This is a genomic window from Mycobacterium shimoidei (assembly GCF_900417275.1).
GTDB lineage: Bacteria > Actinomycetota > Actinomycetes > Mycobacteriales > Mycobacteriaceae > Mycobacterium > Mycobacterium shimoidei.
In genome coordinates this window covers 2851902-2875510 of sequence record NZ_UEGW01000001.1, presented here as the reverse complement: position 1 = coordinate 2875510, position 23609 = coordinate 2851902, and the positions used below count along the sequence as shown (strand labels likewise).

The 23609-nt window shown below is 64.9% G+C and carries 18 protein-coding genes; 2 read left to right on the top strand and 16 right to left on the bottom strand.

What is annotated here, in order from left to right:
* Positions 1-88: 88 nt before the first annotated feature.
* The 6 genes from MSP7336_RS13995 to MSP7336_RS13970 all read right to left on the bottom strand — a co-directional run bounded on the left by MSP7336_RS13995 (position 89) and on the right by MSP7336_RS13970 (position 4047).
* Positions 89-595, bottom strand: coding sequence for a hypothetical protein (locus MSP7336_RS13995; protein WP_139819757.1), 507 nt, complete (start codon positions 593-595; stop codon positions 89-91).
* Complete coding sequence (locus MSP7336_RS13990; RefSeq protein ID WP_069394553.1) at positions 592-1722, bottom strand: EspA/EspE family type VII secretion system effector; 1131 nt, start codon at positions 1720-1722, stop codon at positions 592-594. The genes MSP7336_RS13995 and MSP7336_RS13990 overlap by 4 nt, the downstream gene beginning before the upstream one ends.
* A gap of 47 nt (positions 1723-1769) precedes the next feature.
* Positions 1770-2528 carry a type VII secretion target gene (locus MSP7336_RS13985; RefSeq protein ID WP_113963947.1) on the bottom strand — a complete coding sequence of 253 codons (759 nt, stop codon included), beginning with the start codon at positions 2526-2528 and terminating at the stop codon, positions 1770-1772.
* A gap of 89 nt (positions 2529-2617) precedes the next feature.
* Entirely contained in the window at positions 2618-3085 is a 468-nt protein-coding gene (locus MSP7336_RS13980; RefSeq protein ID WP_069394551.1) for a DUF5130 domain-containing protein, read from the bottom strand.
* A complete protein-coding gene (ctaJ, locus tag MSP7336_RS13975; RefSeq protein WP_069394655.1) occupies positions 3072-3305 on the bottom strand; it encodes an aa3-type cytochrome oxidase subunit CtaJ in 234 nt (77 codons plus the stop codon). Before ctaJ ends, MSP7336_RS13980 begins: the two co-directional genes overlap by 14 nt.
* Positions 3306-3399: 94 nt before the next feature.
* Positions 3400-4047, bottom strand: coding sequence for an HNH endonuclease (locus tag MSP7336_RS13970; RefSeq protein ID WP_069394654.1), 648 nt, complete (start codon positions 4045-4047; stop codon positions 3400-3402).
* Between the two features lie 134 nt (positions 4048-4181).
* Here MSP7336_RS13970 and MSP7336_RS13965 point away from each other — a divergent pair, with 134 nt between their 5' ends.
* Together MSP7336_RS13965 and MSP7336_RS13960 are read left to right on the top strand one after the other, a co-directional pair.
* Entirely contained in the window at positions 4182-4580 is a 399-nt protein-coding gene (locus MSP7336_RS13965; RefSeq protein WP_069394550.1) for a globin, read from the top strand.
* A complete protein-coding gene (locus MSP7336_RS13960) occupies positions 4580-6160 on the top strand; it encodes a glycoside hydrolase family 13 protein (protein ID WP_069394549.1) in 1581 nt (526 codons plus the stop codon). Before MSP7336_RS13965 ends, MSP7336_RS13960 begins: the two co-directional genes overlap by 1 nt.
* Here MSP7336_RS13960 and MSP7336_RS13955 read toward each other — a convergent pair whose 3' ends face one another.
* The 10 genes from MSP7336_RS13955 to MSP7336_RS13910 all read right to left on the bottom strand — a co-directional run bounded on the left by MSP7336_RS13955 (position 6161) and on the right by MSP7336_RS13910 (position 23549).
* The gene (locus MSP7336_RS13955) at positions 6161-7657 is read right to left on the bottom strand and encodes a PE-PPE domain-containing protein (RefSeq protein WP_069394548.1); all 1497 of its coding nucleotides are present in this window, start codon (positions 7655-7657) and stop codon (positions 6161-6163) included. It abuts the gene before it with no gap.
* A gap of 113 nt (positions 7658-7770) precedes the next feature.
* Complete coding sequence (locus tag MSP7336_RS13950) at positions 7771-8430, bottom strand: DUF8010 domain-containing protein (protein WP_069394547.1); 660 nt, start codon at positions 8428-8430, stop codon at positions 7771-7773.
* Positions 8418-8780, bottom strand: a complete 363-nt coding sequence (locus tag MSP7336_RS13945) for an acyl-CoA thioesterase (protein WP_276002893.1) — start codon at positions 8778-8780, stop codon at positions 8418-8420. Before MSP7336_RS13945 ends, MSP7336_RS13950 begins: the two co-directional genes overlap by 13 nt.
* A gap of 47 nt (positions 8781-8827) precedes the next feature.
* Positions 8828-13684: an NAD-glutamate dehydrogenase gene (locus MSP7336_RS13940; protein ID WP_069394545.1), complete on the bottom strand. Its 4857-nt coding sequence runs from the start codon at positions 13682-13684 to the stop codon at positions 8828-8830.
* A gap of 53 nt (positions 13685-13737) precedes the next feature.
* Entirely contained in the window at positions 13738-15414 is a 1677-nt protein-coding gene (gene ettA, locus MSP7336_RS13935) for an energy-dependent translational throttle protein EttA (protein WP_069394544.1), read from the bottom strand.
* A 70-nt stretch (positions 15415-15484) separates the two neighbouring features.
* Positions 15485-15937 carry a single-stranded DNA-binding protein gene (ssb, locus tag MSP7336_RS13930; protein WP_069394543.1) on the bottom strand — a complete coding sequence of 151 codons (453 nt, stop codon included), beginning with the start codon at positions 15935-15937 and terminating at the stop codon, positions 15485-15487.
* 154 nt (positions 15938-16091) lie between these two features.
* Positions 16092-18095: a bifunctional copper resistance protein CopD/cytochrome c oxidase assembly protein gene (locus tag MSP7336_RS13925; protein ID WP_113963945.1), complete on the bottom strand. Its 2004-nt coding sequence runs from the start codon at positions 18093-18095 to the stop codon at positions 16092-16094.
* Positions 18096-18109: 14 nt separating this feature from the next.
* A complete protein-coding gene (locus tag MSP7336_RS13920; RefSeq protein WP_113963944.1) occupies positions 18110-20446 on the bottom strand; it encodes a glycerol-3-phosphate 1-O-acyltransferase in 2337 nt (778 codons plus the stop codon).
* Positions 20446-22077, bottom strand: coding sequence for an HAD-IB family hydrolase/lysophospholipid acyltransferase family protein (locus MSP7336_RS13915; protein WP_113963943.1), 1632 nt, complete (start codon positions 22075-22077; stop codon positions 20446-20448). The genes MSP7336_RS13920 and MSP7336_RS13915 overlap by 1 nt, the downstream gene beginning before the upstream one ends.
* Positions 22074-23549: a wax ester/triacylglycerol synthase family O-acyltransferase gene (locus tag MSP7336_RS13910; RefSeq protein ID WP_113963942.1), complete on the bottom strand. Its 1476-nt coding sequence runs from the start codon at positions 23547-23549 to the stop codon at positions 22074-22076. The genes MSP7336_RS13915 and MSP7336_RS13910 overlap by 4 nt, the downstream gene beginning before the upstream one ends.
* Positions 23550-23609: the final 60 nt, after the last annotated feature.

The following is a 23609-nucleotide window of genomic DNA, read 5'->3' as shown; positions in this document are numbered from 1 at the left end:
TGCGGTATTTCGCTCGCGGGTCTGGCGAGCCGGGGTCACTCATATCGATAAGTATTCCGAGGCATCAATGCTCTGGCAAGGAAGGAAGTCAGTGCTGAGTCGACGCTGGGTGCGCGTCGGGGCAGGCTTGGAGTAAAGCACCGCTAGCCTCATCGGTTAGCAGGGCCGCGTGGCGCATTTTCGCTTGCAGATCTGGCGGCAACACGACCTGAAACGGGCGGTTGACCGAGTCGCGCTGGATTTGTGCTGTCAGTGCCGCTCCCTCTGCCCACTTGACAAAGTGGTCTTTGAACGCCGGCGATGAAACGGAATTTGCTGCAGCGTGCAATTTTTCACTCATCGCAGACTCGCGGTTGGCGGCAGCGAGCAAGTCGCTGCGCTCGCCGGGACCTGACTCCACAGCTGCCCTCACTGACTCTGACATCGTGACCCATTCTGCGGCAAGGCGCTTGACCACAGCACAGTCACCACCAGCCGCAGTCGTCTTTGAATTGTCCCGCATCAGCCAGACCGTCGCCACGGTCCCACAGGCGATAAGCAGCACTCCGGTCAGCCCCCATGTCAAGCTTTTTCCCCGTAGCGAACTCAACGTCATCCCGCAGTCATGCTCGGAGTTTTGGGCGAAATGACATACGGTTGGCCGCAAATATCCGGAAGGTAGAACGTCAGGCGCTGATTCTGCGCTTGGGCAGCGTAAATCTCCTGGATCGTCATCGGGTGCCACTCGTTTAGGCCAATAGGAATCTGCGGCAGGCCACCCGTCATGCCAGTGTTGCCCTTCGGCACCGTCAGGTGCTCGCCCTCGAATTGATAATCAATCCACTTGGCTTGGTACCACATCCCGTCTCGCTGTACCCACCGCACGTGGTCAGAGGCACCATTGAACTGCTCACCCACCAGGCGAAATCGATACTCCTCCTGCAGCGTGATAGGCGGATTCACACCCCAGCCGTTAGGCGCGGTCGGCGCCACATCCTGCAAACCCGAAGTTGGGCCGACCCGCGGTGGATTGACGTCACGATGCCCCGGCTGCGGCACCGGAAACGGTCCCATAGGCGGTCCGCCGCCGGGGCCCGGTGGGTACGGCTGGTTATCAACGTCCCAGCGGCCTCCCCCCGGCGCTGAGTCGTGCGGGGGTGGCGGATCCCACGGGTACCGCCATGGCTCGTTGTCTCCGTTGCGATCGCCCACTACATTGCTGGGACGCTCGTCGGGCTTCTTGCCGTCCTTGTCGTCGCCAAGCGCCTGGTACTCGTTGCCGATGGTCTGAATCCGCGCACCGATGGCGTTGAGGTCGTTGTTGGTTTGCCTGACGACGTCGACCACATCACCAATGCCCTTGCGGGCGATCGGCATTAGCGCCTGCTCACGATCCACACCCTGCGGCACCGTCGAGGCCGCATCCATCACCCACAACTTGACCTGATCCAAGTTCTGCCGCCCGGCAGCCACCACCGCCGCCGAACGATCCACCTCAACACCAAGGCGTTGATCAAGCCCGGCCATCTGCCCCAACACCCGGCCCTGCTTGCTGTTGGCATCGGCATAGGAATCAGCCGCCGCACCCGTCCAACGCGATCCCGGCGCCGCCGACTCCACCCCACTTTGCGCCTGCCGCAGCTCACTGCTGCGATCAAACTGCGCACCCTGTTGGGGAGTACCTTCCCCCAACGTCGAGCGCGCATTCGACCACGTGGACATGAACGCATCAAGCGCACCCACTCAAAAACCCCGCTCTCTGACGTTGTGGCTTCGCAACTAGCGATCCTTTATGCAGGCGTCTCACCGGTTTTCGGCGACGCATCGCGCGCCAAAGTCACCTGCTCTGTCGGCGCTTTGCCGCTCGTAGTGTTGTCGCCGGGTGCGGCCTGCTCATGGCTTTCGGAGGCCAATTGAGCTTCGCCGTGACCGCCGTGTCCTTGGGCCGTTTGAACGATTTGCTGCGCACCCTGCATCAGCGGTTGCACTACTTGCTGCAGTCCCGGGGATTTGCCGCCGCCCGCTTGGCCTTTGAACATGCCCGTCGCCGCCTGACCGAGCTGACTTCCGACCTGACCCAGCTGGCCCGCCACTTGACCGGCCACGCTGGCGCCGCTACCGGCTCCCGCCGCCGCACCGGAACCAGCGCCCGCTAGACCACCGGTGGTGGGTGTACCACCAGTGGCCGGTACACCACCGCGGGCCGCGCCGGCCCGTGTCCCGCGAGCATCGCCGATCGCCTCCCCTGCTGCGCGCGCTTTGTCGCCGTACCGCTGGTCGACTTGCTCGTACGCGTGGGCAGCCGCCTGCAAAGACTCGGTCAGATTCCTGCCGATGTTGACCACGTTCTGCATCGAGCCGTGCCGAGCGCTCAGCGCGCTGCTCAATGCTGTGTGCACCGCCGACGCGATCGGGCCGTGCGTCGTCTGGACGCCGCTCGCCTCGGCGGCGGTGTTGAGCAAACCGGTCAGGCCAGAGACCACATCGGCGTGCGACTGAGCAAACGATCGCAGCCCGTCGGTCTGCGTGAACAGGTTGTCCTGACTCATCTGGCTCCCTCAGCATCAGCGGTTTCGCTTAAGTCTAAGGGGGCCCAAACCAGCCCTGAGCCGCAAAATTAGGCCGCGGCGCCGAGAAACTACGCCGGCGAAATCCCTGCGCTTAGCACCCGAATCGCGCTGACTAGCCCGTCCACCAGGTCGCCCTTTTCGAACGCTGACTTGGCGGCGGCCACACCGAGCGGCGCGGCCGATTCGGCGCCCCGCCCGCGCACCTGCGATCCGTAGACCACCTCGATCGCATGCTGGTCGGGCGACACCGCGAGCAGGACCGCGTTGTTCGGCGTCGGCACTTTGGCCAGGATCTCGCGGGCCCGAGCGGCGGTGTCGCTGCCCAGGTCGCCGATGTAGATCGCGAACCGCGCGTCGGACGCCCGCGACGCATAGGTCAACGCATCGTCAATAGCGACCAGATCCTTGATCGGAAACGGATAGCGCACCGACAGCTCGCCGGGCTCGGTGACTGCGGAGATTCGTCCGCTGGCGGTGACCACCGAGCCGACGGGCAGCTCGACGGGCGTAACGGTTGCGACCTCACCAGCTGCCACTTGCGCCACCTCCCACGCTGAACTCCGATGTGCCATGACCCGGATGCGCACCGTGCCCACCGACAGCCTCGTCGGTTGCCGCCCACAGGATCGGCGGATGCGTCCACGGCTCCGACATCTTGTAGGTCTCCGGATGCACGCCCTTGCGCGACCAGATCAGCGCCACCAGCACGATCACCAGCAATAACGGGATGCCCACGACGTAAAGGTGGATTTGCATCATGCTCACGACGCAAACCGTATCCCATCAGGCGTGCGACATCGATTTGCCCGGCTCCTCCTCATCGCGCTACGCGCTCTGCATCGTCGCCGGGCTAGGCGGCGCCCTCACCCAGATACCTCGCCCACGAAGGGTCGAGCTCCTTGACGCTCGACAGCAGCCGCCAGTGCTGTCCCTTGGGCCGCGTCGGCGCCAGCCGCAACGACCAGCCAAGCTCGTTCAGCAGCCGATCGCCCTTGCGATGGTTGCAGGTCGAGCAGCACGCCACGCAGTTCTCCCACGAGTGGGTGCCGCCGCGGCTGCGGGGTACCACATGGTCGACCGTGTCGGCCTTGGCGCCGCAGTACGCGCAGCTGAAGCGGTCCCGGTGCATCAGCGCCGCTCGGGTCATCGGAACCCGGGCGCGATACGGCACCCGAACGAAGGACCGCAACCGGATCACCGACGGCACGACGATCGATCGCGTTGCCGAATGGATCACCGGACCGGCCGGGTCGTCGTGAACGACGTCGGCTTTCCCGCAGACCAGCATGATGATGGCCCGCCGCATCGGCAACGCGGTAAGCGGCTCGTAGGTGGAGTTCAGCAGCAGCACCCGGCGACGATTCCAGATCGATCCGGAGTCACGCGACGCAGGTGGGTTGGTTTCGACGCTATGCAGGCATGACCGACCCACGGGCCGGGTGAGCCCCGCCGCGGCACCGGATGTGCGGTGGTCGCGGCGCCCTTTATGGTGCGCCATACGTCCTCCGCCGAACAGTCCACCATGATTCGGCATCCACTGCACGCTAAATTGGTCGGTGTTCGCTGGTCAATAAGGTGAACAACAGGTCCGGGTGCGCAACGACCTCCGCCGATGCCCCACAATGAGAAACGATGGAACCAGTACAGCAGCAGTCGTTTTACGACGCCGTCGGCGGCGCCGACACCTTCCACGCCATCGTTGCGCGTTTCTACGAGTTGGTCGCTGAGGACGAGATCCTGCGCCCGCTGTACCCCGAAGACGATTTGGCCGGCGCCGAAGAGCGATTGCGGATGTTCCTCGAGCAGTATTGGGGCGGCCCGCGAACTTACTCGGATCGGCGCGGTCACCCCCGGCTGAGGATGCGGCATGTGCCGTTTCGGATTTCGCCGATCGAACGCGATGCGTGGCTGCGCTGCATGCACACGGCGGTCGCTTCGATCGACTCGGCCACCCTTGACGACGAACACCGCCGGGAGCTGCTGGATTACCTGCAGATGGCGGCGAACTCGCTGGTGAACTCCGCGCTCTGATGCGGGCCGATACACCGCGGCCGTGGTGGTGCGACGCCATCTTCTACCAGGTGTATCCGCGCTCGTTCGCCGACAGCAACGGCGACGGCGTCGGCGACCTGGACGGGGTACTGGCCCGACTGGACTACCTGGCCCTGCTGGGCGTCGACGCGATCTGGCTCAACCCGGTCACCGTCTCACCAATGGTCGACCACGGCTATGACGTCGCCGATCCTCGTGACGTGGACCCGCTGTTCGGCGGGCTGACCGCCTTGGACCGGCTGATCACGGCGGCGCATCAGCGAGGCATCAAGATCACCATGGATCTGGTGCCCAACCACACCAGCTCTGCGCACCCGTGGTTTCAGGCGGCGCTGTCCGCCGGGCCGGGAAGCCCCGCGCGCGACCGCTACCTGTTTCGCGACGGCCGCGGCCCCGCCGGCGAGCAACCGCCGAACAACTGGGAATCAGTCTTCGGCGGGCCGGCCTGGACCCGGGTCGTCGAACCCGACGGCAGGCCGGGTCAGTGGTACCTGCACCTCTTCGATGCCGAGCAGCCGGACCTCAACTGGGCCAACCCGGACGTGTTTGACGATTTCGAGAAGACACTGCGGTTTTGGTTGGAACGCGGCGTCGACGGCTTTCGTATCGACGTCGCGCACGGGATGGCCAAGCCGCCGGACCTGCCAGACATGGAGGCCGTCGAGCGTGACCGGATGCTGCGCAACAGAGACGACGACCCGCGGTTCAACCATCCCGACGTGCACGCGATCCACCGCGATATCCGCACCGTCATGAACGATTACCCCGACGCGGTGACCATCGGCGAAGTGTGGGTTCACGACAACGCCCGCTGGGCCGAGTACCTGCGTCCCGACGAGCTACACCTCGGCTTCAATTTCCGGCTGGTGCAGGCGCGCTTCGACGCCGCCGACATCCGCGACGCCATCGACAACTCGTTGGCTGCCGCGGCGATCGAAAATGCCACGCCGACATGGACATTGTCCAACCACGACGTCGACCGGGAGGTGACCCGGTACGGCGGCGGTGCGGTCGGGCTGCACCGGGCGCGGGCAATGGCGATGGTCATGCTGGCGCTGCCCGGCGCAGTGTTCATCTACAACGGGCAGGAACTCGGGCTGCCCAATGTCGAACTGCCCGACGAAGTTCTGCAGGACCCGACGTGGGAGCGCTCCGGACACACCGACCGCGGGCGCGACGGGTGCCGCGTTCCGATGCCCTGGGAGGGCGACACTCCCCCGTTCGGGTTCTCCCCGTCGAAAAAGACCTGGTTGCCGATGCCGACGGACTGGGCGCCACTTACCGTCGAGCGCCAACTCGCCGATGCGGACTCGACATTGTCGTTCTTCCGCCGAGCCCTCGAAATACGGGAGAAACGTGCGGAATTCTCCGGCGGGCGGATCGAATGGTTGACGACACCGGGCAGCACGTTGATGTTCGCCCGTCCCGGTGGGCTGCTCTGCGTGCTCAATGCCGGCAATCGACCGGTGCGGCTTCCCGATGGCGAACTGCTGCTGGCCAGTGCGCCGCTGGCCAACCATCGCTTGCCGCCCAACGCCGCGGCGTGGCTGGCTTCGTGATCAGAACGCGAACAGCCCCGCGAGTTCATCGGAAACCGCTGTCACGGCATTCGTGACCACGGTCAAACTGAAGCCGGCCGCCAAGGTGCCCAGTGCGATGTCGGCGGCAATGGGCATGCCGACCGCGCCCAGCAGGTCACCTTCGGCCACTTCTTGCATGAACAGACTGAGGTCATACACCGGCATCAAAACCAGCGCGTTGGCGATATCCGCCAGTCCGAGCAGGCTCGAGTACGCAGCCGAGGCGGCGCCGCTAAGGGCATTCACAATATCGGTGAGGTCGGTTATCGGATCCGCACTCACCGCTGTGCCCAGCGCGTCGACGCCGGGCGCCGGCGCGAAAAGGCCAGTCAATTCCGCGCTTAGGTCCATGGACTGTAGGTCGCCGACTGCTTTGGTGAATCCGTCTTGAGTGCCCGTCACCAACGCGTCCACGACCGCATCGAACTGCTCTGGGGTGAAGGTCGGGAACAGCCCGAACGGCGTGGGCAGATCCGCGCCCGTGGTCGACCATCCGACGTCTGGGTCCGGTCCGTAGCCGAGGTTGACCAGCACCCGCAAGTCCGGCTCGAGCAGATCGGCCAGCGGTGTTCCCACGACTGGGATTTGGCGAATCAACTCCGCGAGCGGCAGATGCTCGGTGGGGATCATCCAGTAGGTGGTGGCGCCGGTGTAGCCCGCAGACGTGGGCACCTCAACAGCGGTCGCGAGCTGTTCGGGGGTGAGCTCGGGGTAGGCGCTGTGCAGGGTTTGCAGGCCGATGAAAGCGTTGAGCGTGGACAGGAAATTGATTGGGTACTTGGGGAAGTCGGCGAAACCGTCGTATTCGCGCGTATAGATCGCGGTTTCCCAAACAGTGTTCGACGGGGTCGCGGGGCTGAAGGTGAGCTGCAAACTCGGCAGAGTCAGCGGCGGCAGGGTCGGGTCGCCGAAGCGCGACAGCAGACCGCCGTCGGGATTGTTGGGGTCGGCGAGCAGCACGAAGGACAGTTGGTCCGCGGTGGGCTGCTCGGCCATGGGTAGCGCCAGCAGGTCACGCATCACCTGCGAGGCAATCGTGGAGCTCTGTGAGTAACCGGAGTAGACGACGTCGTTTCCGGCGGCGAGCTGCTGGTCGATCGTGTTTTCGACGATCGTGGCGCCCTGCGCTACCGATGGGTCGAGGGGTAAGACTTTGATCCCGTTGAGCGGCTGCAGCCCCTCCGGTGTGAACACGGCGTTCGCGTGATCCACCGAGAACACCGGCTGTCCCGGGAAAAACGGCATGGCCGGATCAATGAATCGCTCGCTGACGGCATCGATGTAGCTCTGCGGGGGTATCGGCACACCGCTGGGCCCGACGATCAACGACTCGGTGTCCATCAGGACCGCGTCTGCCTCTAGCGATTTCGCTTCGGTCGCGGGTGCCGACGGCGGCGTCATCAACGAGACGCTGAGTACCGCACTGGCCAGCACCACCACCACGCTGCTCAGCGACCCCAACCGACAGCGCGCCATTGCGACCTCCCGCTACAGGTGATTTGAGCTGCCCAGCAACTTACACAAACCAAATTTTATTCTCAGCCAAATCTCAGTATTGGCCGGAAAACGCCTGCGCAGCCGCCGGAGCGCTATAACGCCAGCAGCGCAGGATCCCCGCGTCGGCGGTAGACCGAACCGAACCGCGCATCGACGCGCAACCATGTCGGCAGTATCCGCACCCGCACGATTTCGTTGGCATCGACGGCCTCCGGTGACTGCGGCAGAAAACCCATTGCGGCGAGGGCGAATACGCAACGCATGGGAACTCCGACGCTGTTGCCGGCGGAGCTCACCCGAAGCACCTCCTGGTCGAGCAGCGATACGGGTGGACCGTGCGCGCTGCCGTAATCCTTCGCCAGTTCGGCACCGCGCTGCGACAGCTGCAGCATCAGCCGCGCGGGTACGTCGTCGAGGTGGGTGAACCCGGAGTCCGGCGGCAGCGCGCTGCGCCACGCCGAATCCATCGGAAAGCCGGGATCGACGTAGCCGGCATCGTCCATCGCAGCAAGCCCGCGCACCAATTCGTCGGCGGCAACGGACATATCGTCGGGCCGCACGGTGCCGGCCACCACTCTGCTGGCCAACACGTCGAAACCCGTGGCGACCCAAGCGGTGAACGCCTCAGTCGAGCGGATCCGCAGCCGGACCACGGCTGCGTCGTCAAGACGCAGCGCCCGCTCGGCGAACGTGGCCAGATCCGTGCGGTGCGCCGTGTCCAACCACAGCCCGCGTTCGCCTACCGCAGCCACCGCTGCAGGTATTCCCGTTGTTGCGGCGAGAGCCGCACGAGCCGCTGCTCTTTGATGTGGACCGCGGCCAACTGCGTCTCGGCGATCACGGCAGGTTTGGATTGCGGTTCGGCGTTGACCGAGCGCACCTCGTAGCCAATCGTGAAGTCCACCGCGCGTAGCCGTTTGACCCACATGGTCACCTGCAGCGGGGAATCCGCCAGCCGCAGTTGGTCTTTGTAGGTCACCCGCACGTCGGCGATCAACAAGCCGATGGTGGTGATATCGGCTTCGAAGGGCTCGCGCAGAAACGGCACACGGGCCTCTTCGAGGATGGTGACCATGGTGGCGTGGTTGATGTGCTGGTACATGTCGATGTCCGACCAGCGCACCGGCACTGGTGCGACATAACCCGTGGTCACCCTGACGATCCCCGCCCGCTGGTGCGCGTCATACGGCGGATCTGGCGTGCCGCCACCGACAGCGTCGCCAGGTCTTTGGCGCCGCTTTCATAGATCTCGGTGAGCGTACGGCGCGCCCGTTCCACTCGCGATGCGCTGGTGTGTTCCCATTCGGCAATCTTCTCTTCCCCGCTTTCATCCGGCTCACCGACGGCCAGCACGTCGAAACACAATGCCCGCAGGGAAGCATAGATGTCGTCGCGAATCGCCAAGCGTGCCAACGAATGCCAGCGGTCATCCCGGGGCAGCTCGGAGACCGCGGTCAGCAGCCCGTCCGTGCCGAGGCGGTCCATCAAGGCGAAGTAGGTGTCGGCAACCTCGGCGGCGTCGCGCTCGTCGATATCGGCGATATCGATGATGTCGAGCAGGCTATACCGATACAGGCCGATGGCCACCATATAGGCCAATTCCTCAGAGGCGCCTTGGGAAGCGAATTCGGCGGCCTCCTTTTCCACGATGGCCTTGTCGTCGCCGCGCAGCCACTCCGACATCCGCGGGGTGAGCTCTTGCACCTTCTTGGCGAATCGGTTGACCTCCGCGCCCACCGCGAGTGGTTGCGGACGGTAGTTGAGTAGCCAGCGCGCGGCGCGGTCGATCAGTCGACGGGTATCCAGCGTGAGCCGGTCGCTCAGCGTGACCGGCAGGTCGGCAGCGCGGATCTGCCGACGCAGCTCGCCCACCCCAAAAATCGCGTCGGTGGCCACATAGGCCCGGACCGCATCGACTGGGCCTACTCCGACGTCCTGGGTGACTCGATACGCATAGGTGATGCCGCCGGTGTCCACCAAGTCATTGACCAGCATGGTGGTGACGATCTCACGGCGCAGCTGATGGGATCGGATCTCGCCACCGAATCGATCCCGCAACACCGACGGAAAGTATTGCGGCAGGCGGGAAGCGAACACTTCCTGATCGGGAAGGTCGGTCGCCAACAGCTCGTCTTTCAGCGCCAGTTTGACGTGCGCCATCAACGTCGCCAGCTCTGGCGAAGTGAGTCCGAGACCGGCCTCGGCGCGCCGGTGAATCTCTTTTTCTGACGGCAAGGCCTCCAGTTCGCGGTTCAGCCCGCGTTCCGCCACCAGATACTTGATCAGGTCGGCGTGCACCGGCAGCAAGCTGGCGGCATTGGCCCGGCTCGTGCCCAGCAGGTCGTTTTGATCGACATTGTCGGTGAGGACCAACTCAGCGACTTCGTCGGTCATCGACTCGAGGAGTCCGGTGCGTTCCTCGGGTTTGATCTTGCCGGCGGTGATCAGCGCGTCGATCAGGATCTTGATGTTGACCTCATGGTCGGAGCAATCCACACCGGCCGAGTTGTCCATCGCGTCGGTGTTGATCCGGCCGCCGCAGAGATCGAACTCAATGCGCCCGCGGGCCGTGACACCGAGATTGCCTCCTTCGGCGACGACCTTGGCGCGCAACTGATTTGCGTTGACGCGGACCTGATCATTGGCCCGATCACCGACTTCGGAGTCAGATTCCGCCTCGGCCTTCACGTAAGTCCCGATGCCCCCGTTGTAGAGCAGATCCACCGGAGCTTTCAGGATGGCGCGCACCAGGTTCGGCGGTGCCATCTCGCTGACGTCATCTTCGATTCCCAGCGTGGCGCGGACCTGGTCGCTGATCGGAATGGTTTTGTGTTCGCGGCTGAAGACCCCGCCACCCTCGCTGATCAGCGACGTGTCGTAGTCCGCCCAACTGGAACGTGGCAGCTCGAACAGTCGGCGGCGCTCCTGCCACGAGGCCGCGGCGTCCGGGTTGGGGTCGAGGAAGACATGCCGGTGATCGAAGGCGGCTACCAGGCGAATGTGCTTGGACAGCAACATGCCGTTGCCGAACACGTCACCACTCATGTCGCCGATGCCGACGACGGTGAAGTCCTCGCTTTGGGTGTCAACCCCCATCTCCCGGAAATGTCGTTTCACCGCTTCCCATGCGCCGCGGGCGGTGATGCCCATGGCCTTGTGGTCGTAGCCCACCGATCCGCCAGAGGCGAACGCGTCGCCCAACCAGAATCCGTAGGACTTGGCGATGTCGTTGGCGATGTCGGAGAACGCGGCGGTGCCCTTGTCCGCGGCCACCACCAGGTAGGCGTCGTCGCCGTCGCGGCGCACCACCTGAGGTGGGACGCGGACCTCGCCGGTGCTGTGGTCGACGTTGTCGGTGATTTCCAGCAGTCCGGAGATGAACAGCTTGTAGCAGGCGATGCCCTCCTCGCGGGCGGCATCGCGGTCGGCGGCGGCGTCACCGGTCGGCAGCGGCGGTCGCTTGACGACGAATCCGCCCTTGGCACCCACCGGCACGATGACCGCGTTTTTGACCGCTTGCGCCTTGACCAGACCCAGGATCTCGGTGCGGAAGTCCTCGCGGCGATCCGACCAACGCAACCCGCCGCGTGCCACGTGACCGAACCGCAAGTGCACACCCTCCACGCGCGGTGAGTACACGAAGATCTCGAATTTCGGTCGCGGTAACGGCAGTTCGTCGATCAGTTGAGCATCGAGCTTCACCGCTAGCGCATTTTGGCTGCGCGCCGAGCCTTCCTTTGTGACGAAGTAATTGGTACGCAACGTCGCCTGAATCAGCGAAGCGAATGCTCGCAGCACTCGGTCGGTGTCCAGGCTCTGCAGCGCATCGATATCTGCGGCGACAGCAGCGGCAGCTGCTTGTGCGTCCCGGCTTTCGCGCGATCCCGAGGGGTCCGGATCGAACAGTGCCTCAAACAGTGCGACCAAAGCCGCCGCGGTCTTCGGATTCTCGTTGAGAATTGACTCTATGTGGGCCTGGCTGTAGGGAAATGCCGCCTGCCGCAGGTATTTAGCGTAGGCGCGCAGCACCACCACTTGGTGCCAGGTCAGGCCGGCGCGCAGCACGAGCTCGTTGAACCGGTCGATTTCGGCCCGGCCCTGCCAGATCGCGGTCACCGCGTCGGCGAAGCGTTGCGCGGTGGCCTCCCGTTCGGGTCCTTCCGGCGCCAGTCGGATGGTGGGATGCGGCTTGATTTTGAATTGGTAGATCCACACCACCAGTCCGTCGGGCCGAGTAACGGTGAACGGTCGCTCCTCGAGCACAACCACGCCCATGGACTGCAGCATCGGTAGTAGCCGACTCAACGATGCCGTCCGCCCACCCAAATACCAAGTAAGCAGGGCGATCCCGTCGCCCTCGTCACGGTCGGCAAACACCAGCTTGACGGAGTCGTCGGTCAGCGATTCGATGACGGCAATGTCTTTGATGGCGTCCGCGGGACTGACGACCTGTTTGTAGGCCTCTGAAAACGCGTCCGCGTAATGCTCGGCCTCGCTCTGCGCAATCGCGCCGGTCTGTACCGCGCCCATCAGCCGGTCGGCCCAGGTACGTGTCGCCTCAGTGAGCAGCGCTTGGATGCGAGCCTTGTTCTCATCGGACGTGTCGACCGCTGAGGCGCTGGACCGATCCGGTAGTCGAACAACGAAATGCACAACCGCCCAGGGTGCTTCGCTGACCCGAGCGGTGTATTCGAGGCTACTGCCGCCGAGTTCGCGGACCAAGATGTCCTGCATTTCCAATCGCACCGCGGTGGTGTACCGGTCGCGTGGCAGATAAACCAGGCAAGATACCAGTTGGCCGAGTCGATCTGCGCGCAAGAACAGCAGTGCACGGCGCCGCGATCCGAGATCCACTACGGCGGTGGCCATCTCCAGCAGCCGCTCGGCATCGAGCGCGAACAGCTCTGAACGCGGAACGGTTTGGATGATATCGAGCAACAGCTGGCCCGGATGGCTCGGGTCGCGTTCGGCCAACGCGAGCGCTTTCTGAACCTGGCGGGCAACCAACGGGATTTCCAGGACGTTGGCGTTCATCGCGGCAACCGTGAAAAGCCCGACGAAGCGGTGCTCGACGACGGTGTTTTGGGCGTTTTCCCGGATGACGACGACGTAGGGATAAGCGCCGAAGCGCACGTAGCTCGGAGTGGTGGCTTGGGCCAAGACGAGCAGCTTGCCGTCCTCGGTCAACCGTGGCCGGGACGCCTTGCGAAGTCGCAAGACACCCAGCCGGGACGATTCGTCGACCGACACCTGCCCGTCGGATATCGGGCCGCGCTGGTAGCCCAGCAGCACGAAGTGCCCGTCGGCAAGCCAGCGCAGCAACGCGGCGACATCTTCGCGGTCCGGGGCCGAATAGTGGCCTTGTTCGTTGGCTTCGACATCGTGCGCGACGGCATCGAGTGCCGTGATCATGGCGGTCGCATCGGCCGCAACCTGGCGCACGTCGCCGAGCACGCTGGGCAGCAGCCGTTCGGCTTCTGCCAGCGCCTTGCGGTTCACCGACGGCGAGAGCTGCACATGGATCCACATCTCTTCGACGCCGTCCGGTGGGCGCTCTGCGTCGATGGAGCCGATGCTTTGCAGTTCACCTGTCGGGCTGCGGTGCGCGACGAAGATCGGATTCATGATGCCGACGTAGGCAACCCCGAGTCGATGCAACAGCACCGCGACCGAATCCATCAGCATGCCGCCCTGCTCGGTCACGACTTGCATCGCCGGGCCGAACCCGGCGGGGTCGTCGGCGGTGTAGACGGCCACCCGCGTTTCACCGGAACGGCGATGTTGTGCCAGCCGGAAGTGGGCGCTCAGCAGCGCCGGTGTCACCGCTTTGACGGCGGCCCGTTGGATGACCGCGGTATCGGCGAACTGCCGCTCGGTCTCGGGCGCATCACCGTGCGGACCGCGGTAGGTGGCGGTGTACGCCCGGGGAATCCACGCGGGAATGTCATCTAGGCGAGTGAAGTCAGTGCACTCCTGCAGGCTGGTAGTCCGCGGATCACCCGTCATCCCGACTGCTCCTGACTATGCACGCGTACCAGCGCCGGCTGGTATGCCTGACCTTAGTCGCGAGTGAGCTTGCGATGGGTCACCCTGTGCGGACGCGCTGCCTCGACGCCGAGCCGTTCGACTTTGTTCTCCTCGTAAGCACCGAAGTTGCCCTCGAACCAGAACCACTTGGCTTCGTTGTCCTCATCGCCTTCCCAGGCCAGGATGTGCGTGCACGTGCGGTCGAGGAACCAGCGATCGTGCGAGATCACCACCGCGCAGCCAGGGAACTTCTCCAGCGCGTTCTCCAGCGAGCCCAACGTCTCGACGTCGAGGTCGTTGGTCGGCTCGTCGAGCAGGATCAAGTTGCCGCCCTCTTTGAGGGTGAGCGCCAGATTCAGCCTGTTGCGCTCGCCGCCGGACAACACCCCGGCCGGCTTCTGCTGATCGGGCCCTTTGAATCCGAAAGCCGAGACATAGGCACGGGACGGGATCTCGTTTTGGCCGACTTGGATATGGTCCAGGCCGTCGGACACGACTTCCCACACGGTTTTGTTCGGGTCGATACCGGCGCGGGTCTGGTCCACGTAGCTGATCTTCACGGTCTCGCCGATCTTGACGGTGCCGCTGTCGGGTGGCTCCAAGCCCACGATGGTCTTGAACAGGGTGGTCTTACCCACCCCGTTCGGACCGATGACACCGACGATGCCGTTGCGGGGAAGCGAGAACGACAGATCCTTGATCAGCGGTCGGCCGTCGAAGCCCTTGTCGAGATGCTCGACCTCGACCACCACGTTGCCCAGGCGCGGACCGGTGGGAATCTGGATCTCCTCGAAGTCGAGCTTGCGGGTCTTTTCCGCCTCGGCGGCCATCTCCTCGTAGCGCTGCAGCCGCGCCTTGCCCTTGGCTTGACGCGCCTTGGCGCCTGAGCGGACCCAGGCCAACTCTTCTTTCAGGCGCTTTTGCAGCTTGGCGTCCTTACGGCCCTGTACCGCCAGGCGTTCGGCCTTCTTCTCCAGGTAGGTGGAGTAATTGCCCTCGTACGGGTAAGCGCGGCCCCGGTCGAGTTCGAGGATCCACTCGGCGACGTTGTCCAGGAAGTAGCGGTCGTGCGTAACCGCCAGGATCGCGCCCGGGTAGGAGGCCAGGTGCTGTTCGAGCCACTGCACACTCTCGGCGTCGAGGTGGTTGGTCGGCTCGTCGAGCAGCAGCAAGTCGGGCTTGGACAGCAGCAGTTTGCACAACGCCACCCGGCGCCGCTCGCCGCCGGACAGGTGGGTCACCGGCTCGTCGGGCGGCGGGCAGCGCAGCGCGTCCATGGCCTGCTCGAGCTGTGAGTCGATGTCCCAGGCGTCGGCGTGGTCGAGCTCCTCCTGGAGCCGGCCCATCTCCTCCATCAGCTCGTCGGAGTAGTCGGTGGCCATCAGCTCGGCCACCTCGTTGAACCTGTCGAGTTTGACCTTGAGCTCGCCCAGACCCTCTTCGACGTTGCCACGCACGGTTTTGGTCTCGTCCAGCGGCGGCTCCTGTTGCAAGATGCCGACGGTGGCGCCGGCGGCCAGGAAGGCGTCGCCGTTGTTGGGTTTGTCCAACCCGGCCATGATCCGCAAGACGCTCGACTTGCCCGCCCCGTTGGGGCCCACGACGCCGATCTTTGCTCCGGGCAGGAAGCTCAGTGTGACGTCGTCAAGGATGACCTTGTCGCCGTGCGCCTTGCGGACCTTCTTCATCGTGTAGATGAACTCAGCCATGCAGCGGTGTTACCTCCCTGGTCTTGCCATGCTCGCCGACCATCCTAGGCAAACGCTGCAGCACCGCTTTTTAAGCCGAGATCGGCAGCCCGGTTTCCGCCGGCTGGACCTCGTCGGTATCGCCCGCAGGTTCGGCAGTGGGCGCCGTCACGGTCTCCGCGTCCACCGGAACTGTCTTTTCGATCCGAGCATGGCAACGCGACAGGTCCGGACCCACAGCGCTGGCCCGGATCTCCACCGCCGAGCGCCGATTGCCGTCGCGATCGTCGTACTCACTGGTGTAGACGTGCCCCACGACGATCACCGCCGAGCCCTTGCGCAACGAGGCGCCCACACCGGAGACCAGCCGGCCCCAGCAATTGACGCTGACGAACAGCGAATTGCCGGGTTCCCAGGTGCCGTCGGGGCTACGACGGCGCGAATTGCTGGCGACGCGGAACTTCATCACCTCCTGATCGCCGACTTGGCGGCGGATCGGGTCGTTGACGATATTGCCGACCACGGCTATCGGTGTTTCGAACATTGCTCATCCCTTTCGTGTAGCGGTCGTGTAGCAGTTGTGGATCCAGTCAGGCCGGCAACACCGACAACCGCGGCGGTCAACGCTTGTGACAAGACGGACCTGTGGATTAAGCGGTGACTGTGGTTAAAGGGCTTCGCCGCGAAACAGCAGTCAGCTAGCGCTGCCCGGAAGCGTCGCGTCGGGCCAGCTCGGCCAGCATCGCGTTGTAGGCGGCCAGTTCGGCGTCGTCGTCGCGCTCAGCGGCGCGATCTAGCCGCCGGGCGGTCCGCTCCTCGCTGCGACGCCACTGCACCAGCAACGCGATCATGACAATCACCAGCGGAATTTCACCCGCCGCCCACGCGATTCCACCGCCGAGTCGCTGGTCACCCAGCAGATCGGTGTGCCAGCTCAGCTGCAGCGACCGGTAAAAGCTCATCCCGAGAACCTCTCGGGTTCCCATCAGCACAACTCCGAAGAAAGCGTGCAAGGGCAACGACGCGAAGAGGACGGCGGCCTTGGCCAGCGGCGGGATCGGCCGCGGCGTCGGGTCGATGCCGATCACCACCCAATAGAACAGGTAACCGCTGAGCAAGAAGTGCACGTTCATCGCGACATGGCCCAGATGACTGCTCGCGGCGGCGTTGAAAATGCCGCTGAAGTACAACCCGTAGAACCCCGCGACAAACAGCGCGGTGGCGACGATCGGGTGGGTCAAAAACCGAGACAGCCGGCTGTGCAGTCCCGCCAGCAGCCACTCCCGCATGCCCGGAGGCTCACCGCGGCCGGCGACCGGCAACGCTCGCAGCGCCAGGCTGACCGGGGCGCCGAGCACCAACAGGATCGGTGCCAGCATCGACAGCAGCATGTGGGCGACCATGTGCATGCTGAACATGGCCGGCATGTATCGGCCCACCCCCGATGACGTCGCGAACAGCACCGTCAGGCAGCCGAGCAACCAAGACACCGTCCGACCCGGCGGCCAACTGTCACCGCGGCGGCGCAGTCGCAGCATCCCGGCGATATACAGCGCCGCCAACACGATCGCCGCGGTGCCGAAGATCAGGTCGAAGCGCCAATCGAACAAGATCCGCGCTGCGGTAGGCGGCCCGGCCAAGTCGTAGCCGATCGCCACCTCGGGTATCGAGGGATTCGCTATCGGCGGAGGCGGTGGTGGCGTCCGGCCCAGCCCAACCGCGATGCCGAAGGTAACGCCGAACACCGCCGCCTCGATCAGTGCCAGCCGGATCAACAGGCGAGGCTCACCCGGATTTGCTTGCAGCGCAACGACGGCCGTGCGACGCTGGCGCCAGCCAATGACGCCGAGCAGACACAGCGCGACGAACTTGGCGATCACCAACCACCCGTAGCCGGTGCCCAACAAATCCGCGGGAGTGACCCGTACCAAGGCGTTGACGACGCCGCTGCACGCCATCGCGATGAAACACCACAGCGCGAGGGCGGAAAACCGCCGCGCTGCCAGGTCGGCGTGGTCGGTCCGGCCCAGCGCGTGAACCAGCAGGACCAGCAGTCCACCGGCCCACAAGCTCGCGGCGACAAGGTGGATCAGCAGGCTGTTGGTAGCCAGATCGTGCGAACCACCGGCAGATGAATGCCCGGTCAGGCCCAGCGGAACGAGGGTGATCAGTGCGCCCGCCAGCAGCAGCGGCGTCCACGACCAGCGCAGTATCGCTAATGCCGCGACCATGACCGTAGCCGCCAAAATGGCGGTCCACCGCCACGCGGACGCGGTATTGATCAAACTCGCCAGCGACCAGAGGTCCACGGGGTTGAGGTGGGCGCTGACCGGCTGACCTGAGACATCGGAAATGGTGAGCGGGACCAGCAGCGCGGCGCACAGTGCCCACCCCGCGGAAGCTGCAGCACCGAGCCGCAGGGCGCGATAGCCGGCGACGTCGAGCACGCCATTCGCCTGCGGCGGCACAAAGAACGCGGCGAACAGGAACGATCCGACGGCGACCACCGCGGCGACTTCGCCGACGGCCCGCACAAACGGTAGACCCAGGGTGGTCGCCGGTCCCGGGTCAGGCAGCCCGGTGGCGGTCAGCGCATCGGCGATCGACAGCGCCGCGATTCCGGCGGCGGTGCCCCCGGCCAGCGCCGCTACACCGATCAGCGGCGGCCACGCCACCACCCGCCGTCGAGCACTCACATGCACAGCGTATGGCGCTGCTACCCCGCAGCCCGGCGCGCCTCAATCTCCCGTGCGACGAATTGATCGCGGGCGATCTTGGCGACGTGATCAAAGTCACGCAGGATACTGCGGAGCTCGCGGCGGAACGCCATCCTGCGTTCGGCCAAATCCGGTGCGGGCTCGAGCAAGTGTTGGTCGGCGGCGACTTGGCGAGCGGTTGCGAACAGCAGGGTGGACACCGGCTCGCTACTGCTGACCCGGCCCTGCGCGGCGTACTGGCGACCCACGCCGAGGGCCAGTTGGGTCAGTTCCTTCTCGCCGATTTCCGCCGGGGCGTCGCGCAACACATCGGCGACGATCTCGTAGGCCTCGAAAAACACGCGCAGCATCGCATCCGACATCAGCGGTCGCTTCGCGTAGAGCATCGCGTCGATCTCCGCACTGCCGGCAGCGACCTGGGCTTCCCAATCCTGGTGCCAGGCCATCTCTTCGGCAATGTTTTCCCGGAACGCCGCCGAATCGGCGAAGTAGAAGTCGAACTTCAGCAGATCGCGCAGCCGCATGGCCTGCGCCCAGAACGCCTCGACCCGGTCGTGATCGGTGTGACCCGCATGAGCCAACGCCAGTTCGACGATCGAGGTCTCCAAGAAGGCGTGGATAACCGAGTTGCGGTAAAACGCCGCAGTGTGTTCGTCTTCCGGCGCGATACGCCATACCGGTTCGCGCCCGCCGTCGACGCGGGTGACCGGGTGGCCATTGGACAGCGCATCGACCGCCGCCCGGACACCTTCGGGTGTACGCAGTCGCAGCGCGCTGGTGGACATGGGAGTTTGTTTACGTTCCAGATAGTCCAGTGAGTCCTGCAGGGTGTGCTGCAGTTGGCCCAACGTCAACGCGGTGCCGTGGGTGGTCAGCAGCAGCGCCGACACCAGACCGGTGGCGTTCACCGGTGTGGCCCGCAGAATCCTCCACGCCACTTCGAACGACATCTTTTGCAGGGCAAGCCGTTTGGCAGCCTCATCGGTCGCGATCGGGCCGTGCGGCGGTCCGAGATGCTGGCGCATCGAGACGGCTTCGGGGAAGCGCACATAGATCTTGCCGTAACTACGCTCGCCCTGGGCCTTGATGAATCGATACAGCCAGCCGAAACCCTCTGGCGTCTTCTCACCGCCCCGGGCGTAGGCGGCATACTCGGTGGTTTCGTGCAATTGATCGAAGCTGATCGACACCGGCTGCAGCAGGATGTCATCGCTGCGGCCATCCAAATAGGCATCGGCCACATAGCTCATCAGACCGAGCTTGGGCGGCAACATCTTTCCGGTCCGCGATCGGGTGCCCTCGATGGACCAGCTCAAGTTGAAACGCTTCTCGACGATGTAGCCGACGAATTCGCGCAGGACGTACTTGTACAGCGCGTTACCAGCAATGTTGCGGCGAATGAAGATCACGCCCGAACGGCGCAACAGTGGTCCCATCACCCCGAAGGACAGGTTGATCCCGGCGAATACGTGCACCGGCGGCAACCGGTTTTCCTGCATTGCCACCGGGATGACTGCGCCGTCGATGTACGACCGGTGTGAGAACAACAGCACCGCCGGATGGGTCTCCAGCGCGGTACGCATTGCCGCGACCTGGTATTCGTCATAGTCGATCTCGCGGTCGAATCCGCGGCTGAGCGCGCGGGCGAGCACCGAAACCAGGTCGACCGAGGCTCGGCTCCAGCCGGTGGCCAGCTCGTCGAGCATCTTGCCGGCTTCTTCGACGGTCGCGCCCGGGATCTTCTCCAGACCAGCGCGAAATCGTGCGGACGCCAGGATTTCCGGCTTCACCAGCCGTGGCGATTTGTACTGGGGACCGAGGATCCGGTACTCGGCGCGTTCCATCGCCAAAATGGCACGCCGGGTGACAAAGTGCGCGAAATCGCGCGGGTTTTCACCGACGGTGGTGTCGCGCCACTGCTGACGGAGTTCGGAGACCTTGGCTGATTCGCCGGCCACGACCCGGGCGCGGGACGGTTCGTTTCGCAGGATGCGCCGTTGCTGACGTTCGCTGGGCTGGTAAGGGTTTCGTCCCGGCACCAGGGCCATCAGCTGCTGCAGGGCCGACGCGTCGGCAGCAGGCAGCCAGAACACCCGCACCGGCACGATCGACCGGTCCTCATCCACTTCGAGCTGCTCGACGAGTTGTGCCAAAGCCGCGGGTTCAGCGTCGTGCGCGGGCAGCCGAAGCACGTCGATCTTGGTCTCCGGGTGTCGCTCACGCTGCTGGTCGAGCCACTGCGAGAGCAGCTCGGCTTCCACCGCCGAGGACACCGACGTCAACACCAAGGTGTCGTCGGCTGTGCTGAAGGTGTCGATATCGGCTGCCCGGGTCATCACGATTGTCCTTTGGGCCGAGATGTGGACTTGGCTGATTTCTTTGCGGCCGCTTTCTTCGCGGCACCTTTCTTCGCCGACGCTTTGGGGGACTTTGTTGCGCGCTTGCGCGGCGCGGACTTGGTCACCTTGGTGTAGAGGGCGGCTTCGGGCAGCTTGTCGACGGGCCAGTCGGCCAACGTGTCCAGATACAGTTGGCGTACCTCGGCGATCCGCTCCGGCAGGGTGTCAAGCGTCCAATCGCTGACCGAGATCGGCGGGAACACAGCGACATCCACTGTGCCCGGGTTCATCGTGCTGGAGTTGCGCGCTGCGACGAGCTCTGCGTTGCGGATCACGATGGGAACGATAGGAATTTTGGCTGCCATCGCGATTCGGAACGGGCCCTTTTTGAACGGGCCGACGGTGGTCGTGTCTAGCCGGGTGCCCTCGGGGGCGATCACGATCGAAAGGCCCCGCCTCGCGCGCTCCTCTACCTCGTGCAGCGCCTCCACCGCAGCCTTCGAATCATCCCGGTCGATGAAGACGGTGTCCAGCAGTTTGCCCAGCGTGCCCGTGATCGGATCGCTGGCCAACTCCTTTTTTCCGACGCCAATCCAGTTGTCGCGCACCAACGCCGCGGTGATGATCGGGTCCGCCTGGTTGCGGTGGTTGAAGATGAAGACCGCCGGGCGCTGCGCGGTCAGATTCTCGGCGCCGACGACATTGAGGTGCACACCGCTTGCCGCCAGCAGCAGCTGTGACCAGGTGGAAGTGAAGAAGTTCACGCCGCGGCGACGGCTGCGGGTCAGCAGCCCGATACCCACCGCGCCGGCCGCGACCGGGACCACCGAGCCGACCCCGACCAGTGTTCGCAGTCCTGCGGTGATACCACCGCCACTGCGGCTGGTGAACCGCAGGATCGGCCAGCCACGGCGACGGGCGACGGCGGCCATCTTGCCTTCCGGATTGGTGGGCCGCGGATTGCCGACCAAATGCATCAAGGCGACGTCCTCGTCGCCGTCGGCGTAAAAGTAGCTGTCTTTCAGGTCGATACCGTGCTCGGCGGCGAACTTTTGGACCGCGGCCGCCTTCCCCGGGCCCCACAGGATTGGTGCGACCACCCCTCCGGTCAAGACCCCGTTCTCATCGGTCTCGAACTTGTTGGTCAGCGTGTTGAGGATGCCCAGAAAGCGGGCAACCGGCTCGACCTGGATGGTCAGCGCCGACGAGCTGAGCACCACGGTGTGCCCTCGCTCCAGGTGAGCACGCACCAGCTCACGCATCTCCGGGTAGATCCGCGACTCGATCCGCTGCAGGAACAGCCGCTCACCGATTTCTTCGAGATCGCTCAGCGCGCGCCCGGCCAGCGCCCTCGCGGCCTTGCTGATGAGCTGCTCGAATTCGAGGCGACCGAGTCGGTGATTCAGCCCGGCCTGAATCATGCTGATCAGTTCGCCGACGCCCATGTCGCGTCGCCGCAGACGTTCCTGGGTGAGGATGACGGCGGTGAACCCCGCGACCAGGGTTCCGTCCAGATCGAAGAACGCGCCGATCTTGGGTCCGGGCGGGCTGGCCATGATCTCGGCCACCGACCCGGGCAGCCGAAGGTCGCGAGGCGGCTTCTCCGTGTTCAGTGCGCGGGTGGTCATGAGCCGAATCCCGTGTGGGCCGCAGACTGTGCGGTCTCGGAGTCGAACGACACCGGCACCGCGTGCAGCTCGGGATCACCCGTCAGCGCAAGGATTTCGTCAAAACCCTCCAGCAGACAGCGGGCGAACAGTCCTTGGTGTCGGACGGCGGCGTGGTCATAGCGTGCGGTGATCGTGCAGTACCCACCTCTCGATATCAGTACGACCATCATCGCCACGCCGGGCAGTGGGCCAATACCATACTGGCGCAATACTTTCGCTCCGGCGAGGTATGTGTCTCCCTGGTAGACCGGCACGTTGCTGGCCTGCACGTCCGAGCCGACGACCGAACCGGTCATAGCTTCCAGAATCGGTGATGGCAGAACACTCAATATCGGCGCGATCGAACCGATGATGTCCATCGCGGGTTCCTCACGGCGCTGGGTCATCTGCGCGCGGATCTTGCGCATCCTGGCGACCGGATCGGCGGTACCCACCGGCGCGGCCAGGTTGACCCCGGTGAAGCGGTTGCCGCCGGCCGGGTCGGCTTCAGCGCGCAAGTTCACCGGCACCGCCATCGGCAGGGTGGCGATGGGCACGCCGAGCGCTTCGTGGTAGCGGCCCAACGCCCCGCAAAGGCCGGCCAAGTAGGCGTCATTGATCGATCCGCCGCCGGCCTTGGCCGCGCGATGCAGATCGCCCAGTGGGATTTCGATGGCCTCGGTGCGGGTGGCCAGGCTGCGGCGCCGCAGCAGCGGCGAGGGCTCGGCGGCCCGGCTTATCACCCGAACCCCGGATCGGGCATAGCTGAGCGCCCCGGCTACCGCCGATGCGGGCCTCGCCACCGCCCGCCCGACCACTGATGCCGCTCCCCACAACGCATCCCGCACGCCGCCCGCGACCGCCATCGGCAAGTGATTGATGCCTTCGCGCATCAGATCGTTGGGAGATAAATCCTGCGGAATCGGTTGCGGCGGCGGCGGGCCCTCCGGTGGATCGCGCTCCAGGTCGTAGATCTGGGAGAACATCTCCACACTGCCCACCCCGTCGGTGACGGCGTGGCTCAAGTGCAGCAGCGTCGCAGCTTTTCCGTCAGCCAGGCCCTCGATGAGCGTGGCCGCCCACAGCGGACGGGCGATGTCAAGGGGAGACTGCAGCATCACGTCGGCCAGATCGAACACCTGCCGCAGGGTGCCCGGTTCGGCGACGCGAATCCGTCGCACATGAAAGTCCAGGTTGAAGTCCGGATCCACCACCCAGCGCGGCGCGGCCGTCGGCAGGGTCGGCACCACCACTTTCTGCCGCAGCCGCAACACCCGACGCGACGCGTTCTCGAATCGGGTCCGGAAGCGCTCCCAATCCGGGCTGGTGTCGAGGATCTCCAGGGCCATGATGCCGGAGCGGGTCCGCGGGTTGGCCTCCCCGCGGTGCAGCAAATAGTCCACCGCTCCCAGCTCGACGGGCAACCCAGCCGCGTCGACGGACTCAGCCACGTTCCTTCTCCCGTCCGGTCAGCCCTGACATCGCCAATCCAACGCTAGTCCGGTTGTCGC